The organism is Veillonella montpellierensis DSM 17217, from assembly GCF_000426745.1.
Taxonomy (GTDB): Bacteria; Bacillota; Negativicutes; order Veillonellales; family Veillonellaceae; genus Veillonella; species Veillonella montpellierensis.
In genome coordinates this window covers 1-4,148 of record NZ_AUFY01000016.1, presented here as the reverse complement: position 1 = coordinate 4,148, position 4,148 = coordinate 1, and the positions used below count along the sequence as shown (strand labels likewise).

Here is a 4,148-nt window from a genome sequence, read left to right as displayed (position 1 = left end):
GAAAACGTGTATTGTCTATTGTAGACGAGAAGAGTGTAACTAACACAAGCAAATTTTTACTAGACTTAGAAGCTCGAATGGGCTTTAAAATACAGACAGTACAGACCGATAATGAACAAGAGTTTACTAATTATGGAATTAAGGAACGAGAATGTTTATTCGATAGAGTATTACGGAAATTAAATATAAAACATAAGCAGATATGTCTATTTTCACCATGGTAAAAATGGGAAAGTAGAACGAAGTTATAAGGGCGATGGAGAACGATTTACAGAAGAAAATTTACAAGTCTTGATGCTTTCTTAAAAGCATATCGACGGTATGCAAGTAGATATAATAACATAGCACAAAAAGTATTGGGATTTAAATCACCTAATGAATATATAACAGAGTACTTTTTACGTACATCATTAGGAGTCTGTGTCACAAATGTTTGACTACTACAGATTCCGTTAATTAAGTAATATAGAAAGATACTTATGTTTCTTATCCATTTATGATATACTATCTTTATAGAAAGTTATCGATATGAACGTATTTCCTGTATATATAAGGAGTTATGTATGAGAAGTTTAAACCGTATATTATTAATTGTGGCATTAATGGCAATTGTTTGGCATATATATCAAAATGGTATACAGTTGATTAATGTAGGGGCATTAGTTGTATTGGCGGCCTCATCTTGGTTAGAAAAGTGGGCAGCGAAGAAGAAAAAAGCCTTAGATGATCAATATCGTCGTGATTGTGAAGAAGCACAGTTTAAGAAGAGTGAACAAGAAACAATCGATATAGATGGGCAGGTCGAAAAGGAAGATAATAAATAGATTACATAGGTAAAAGTTATAGGAGATAGTATGAAGTTAGTATCATGGAATGTAAATGGTTTACGAGCAGCTGTTACGAAAGGATTTATGGATGCCTTTCATGAATTAGATGCAGATATGTTTTGTTTACAAGAGACAAAGTTACAGCCAGAACAAATTGAAATGGTGTTACCTGGTTATGAACAATATTGGAATAGCGCGGTAAAAAAAGGCTATAGTGGGACGGCTCTATTTACGAGGGTTAAACCGCTCTCTGTGATAAACGGCTTAGGCATTGAAGAACATGATCAAGAAGGACGAGTTATCACTGCAGAGTTTGATAACTTTTATTTAGTAACTTGTTATACACCGAATAGTAAACGAGAGTTATTACGTCTTGAGTATCGTATGGAGTGGGAAGATGCCTTCCGTACATATCTATTGGGATTGAATGAGAAAAAACCAGTTATCGTTTGTGGCGATTTAAATGTAGCTCATCAAGAAATTGATTTAAAAAATCCTAAAACAAATCGTCGTAATGCAGGCTTTACGGATGAAGAAAGAAACAAGATGACCGAATTGCTAGAAGCAGGATTTACGGATACTTTTAGATATAAGTATCCAGATGCGATAGAAGAATATAGTTGGTGGTCTTATATGGGTAAAGCACGTGAGAAAAATACGGGGTGGAGAATCGATTATTTTATTACATCCAATGATATAGTTGATAAAATTGAAGATGCGAAGATTCATCAACATATTTTTGGTAGTGATCATTGCCCAGTAGAATTGGATATTAAGTTATAAATGAAATGGTAGATGGAAAAGCATATATTAGCAAGACCATACATGCTTTTTTAGTATTGTAAGAATTGATGGAAGCATACTATGATGAATGAAAGAAATGAACGTGCCGTTGTTTTATTGAGTGGCGGTGTTGATAGTACTACTTGTTTAGCCTTGGCTATTGAACGATTTGGAAAAGATTGTGTTATACCGTTGTCTATTTTATACGGACAAAAACATAGTAAAGAATTAGAAGCGGTGCATGCTATATTAAATTATTACCATATGCAAGGACAATCATTGGATGTAACAAAAATATTTGCTTTTAGTAATTGTTCTTTGTTGCAACAATCTACAGAATCAATCCCTGAAGGATCCTATGCAACACAGCAAGCAAATAGCGGTAGCGATGTAGTGAGCACGTATGTGCCTTTTCGCAATGGCTTGTTTTTATCAGCGGCTGCGTCATTAGCACTTTCATTAGAGGCTAGTCATGTATATTATGGGGCTCACAGTGATGATGCAGCAGGCAATGCATATCCTGATTGTAGCAATGCTTTCTATAATGCTATGGGCGCGGCCATCTATGAAGGTAGTGGCAAGCTATTGACTTTAGAAGCTCCTTTTATTACTGCTTCTAAAGCAGATGTTATTAAAGAAGGCATACGATTAGGGGTTCCCTATGAATTAACATGGAGTTGCTATGAAGGTGGAGCAACACCTTGTGGTCATTGTGGTACCTGTATTGATAGAGCACAGGCATTTGCCGCTAATGGGCTTAAGGATCCTGCTATCAAATAAGCACATTACTATGTATCATATACATTTTATTAAAAATTTTTTATGTTTATACAAAAAAAGACTTGCCAAAAATAAATCTGATATGATACTATAACAAAGTACTAAGGTGCTGGCGTAGCTCAACTGGTAGAGCAGCTGACTTGTAATCAGCAGGTTGTGGGTTCAATTCCTATCGCCAGCTCCATTTTACAATTACATAAGACAGTTCGTAACCATCCTGTCTATAAACAAAACTAGGAAGACATAAGCTAAGCAATACGAGTATGGTTAACCATACTCTTTTTTTATGTAAAAGGAGGTGAGTGTGATGAAGATTAATTCTATTAGACGATTAACTATCTCTTCTATGGTAATAGCTATTTATATTGTTGTTTTATATATTACACAAGGTATGTCTTTTGGCCCTTATCAAATTAGAATTGCCACATCTTTATATGCACTTGCTTATATCTTTCCTTTTCTCATTATTCCCATGGGGATTGCTAATTTGATTGCCAACTTTTTATTTGGCGGTTTAGGTTGGCTCGATTGCCTTGGCGGCTTTGGTGTGGGCATCATTACAACCATGATTATTGTAGGTCTAAAACGGCGTCAAATGAATCTATGGTGGTCACTCTTACCTATTGTGATTGTTCCTGCTGTGTGCGTATCGGCATGGCTAGCATATGTATTGCATATCCCTTATACCGTGTTGATTTGTAATCTGTCGGTGGGGCAAGTTATTCCTGCTGTGGTAGGATGCTTACTAGTACAATTATTAAAACGACGATTAGTACTACCTATTAGAAAGTAAGCGGATAGTTATTAGATATAGTGTGAATGATTTGAAAGTTAAAAAAATAAAAAAAGCACTTGCATAAGATAATCTAGATGTGGTATATTAGTTAAGCACTAAGGAGTGGCAATAATTGAGAGGCTTTGGTTGCATGGTATTTGGAAACTAAGCAATAAAAAATTATTGACAAGCTTATTGCCTGAGTGCTATAATATATCTTGTTATGAAATGCTGGCGTAGCTCAACTGGTAGAGCAGCTGACTTGTAATCAGCAGGTTGTGGGTTCAATTCCTATCGCCAGCTCCATATGGAGGGATTCCCGAGCGGCCAAAGGGAGCAGACTGTAAATCTGCCGTCTTCGACTTCGAAGGTTCGAATCCTTCTCCCTCCACCATTTTTTCATAGCGGGGTGGAGCAGTTGGTAGCTCGTCGGGCTCATAACCCGAAGGTCGCAGGTTCAAGTCCTGTCCCCGCAACCATAATTATAGCAACAGTATAATTTCTATTATGCTGGTGTAGCTCAGTCGGCAGAGCGTATCCTTGGTAAGGATAAGGTCACCGGTTCAATCCCGGTCACTAGCTCCATATACGGCGGCATAGCTCAGTTGGCTAGAGCAATCGGTTCATACCCGATGTGTCCGCGGTTCAAATCCGTGTGCCGCCACCAATACCTTCCTTGGGAAGGCTTTTTTTATATGTAAATTTTGGGTAGATACTTTATATTTATCTTGCTTTATACTATAATGGATATATACACCATTATTTTGTTATGATGAAGGAGGCTATTTACTTAAAATGGCAAAAGAAAAATTCGAACGTACAAAACCGCATGTTAACATTGGTACTATCGGTCACGTTGACCATGGTAAAACAACATTAACAGCAGCTATTACTAAAGTATTGGCTGAAAAAGGTCAAGCTGATTTCCAAGACTACAGCATGATCGATAAAGCTCCAGAAGAACGTGAACGCGGTATTACAAT

5 protein-coding genes, 6 tRNA genes and 1 pseudogene are annotated in these 4,148 nt (G+C 36.8%); all 12 read left to right on the top strand.

The features are described from left to right. Window positions 1–437, top strand: a pseudogene (locus K357_RS10070) (transposase family protein); the annotation flags it as partial. Window positions 438–563: 126 nt separating this feature from the next. Then, window positions 564–824: a hypothetical protein gene (locus tag K357_RS0105540; protein ID WP_028257821.1), complete on the top strand. Its 261-nt coding sequence runs from the start codon at window positions 564–566 to the stop codon at window positions 822–824. Window positions 825–854: 30 nt separating this feature from the next. Beyond that, entirely contained in the window at window positions 855–1,610 is a 756-nt protein-coding gene (locus K357_RS0105535; RefSeq protein WP_028257820.1) for an exodeoxyribonuclease III, read from the top strand. Between the two features lie 84 nt (window positions 1,611–1,694). Further along, window positions 1,695–2,390, top strand: a complete 696-nt coding sequence (gene queC, locus K357_RS0105530) for a 7-cyano-7-deazaguanine synthase QueC (RefSeq protein ID WP_038113694.1) — start codon at window positions 1,695–1,697, stop codon at window positions 2,388–2,390. 108 nt (window positions 2,391–2,498) lie between these two features. Further along, window positions 2,499–2,574: transfer RNA gene (locus K357_RS0105525), tRNA-Thr, on the top strand. 129 nt (window positions 2,575–2,703) lie between these two features. Beyond that, on the top strand, window positions 2,704–3,183 hold the full coding sequence (locus K357_RS0105520) for a QueT transporter family protein (RefSeq protein ID WP_028257818.1): 480 nt from the start codon (window positions 2,704–2,706) through the stop codon (window positions 3,181–3,183). A 212-nt stretch (window positions 3,184–3,395) separates the two neighbouring features. Continuing rightward, window positions 3,396–3,471, top strand: a tRNA-Thr gene (locus tag K357_RS0105515). A gap of 3 nt (window positions 3,472–3,474) precedes the next feature. After that, window positions 3,475–3,559: transfer RNA gene (locus tag K357_RS0105510), tRNA-Tyr, on the top strand. A gap of 9 nt (window positions 3,560–3,568) precedes the next feature. Beyond that, a tRNA-Met gene (locus K357_RS0105505) sits at window positions 3,569–3,644 on the top strand. Between the two features lie 30 nt (window positions 3,645–3,674). Continuing rightward, a tRNA-Thr gene (locus K357_RS0105500) sits at window positions 3,675–3,750 on the top strand. Between the two features lie 5 nt (window positions 3,751–3,755). After that, a tRNA-Met gene (locus K357_RS0105495) sits at window positions 3,756–3,832 on the top strand. Between the two features lie 128 nt (window positions 3,833–3,960). Continuing rightward, a partial coding sequence (locus K357_RS09365; protein ID WP_038113538.1) for a GTP-binding protein occupies window positions 3,961–4,148 on the top strand: 188 nt, incomplete at its 3' end.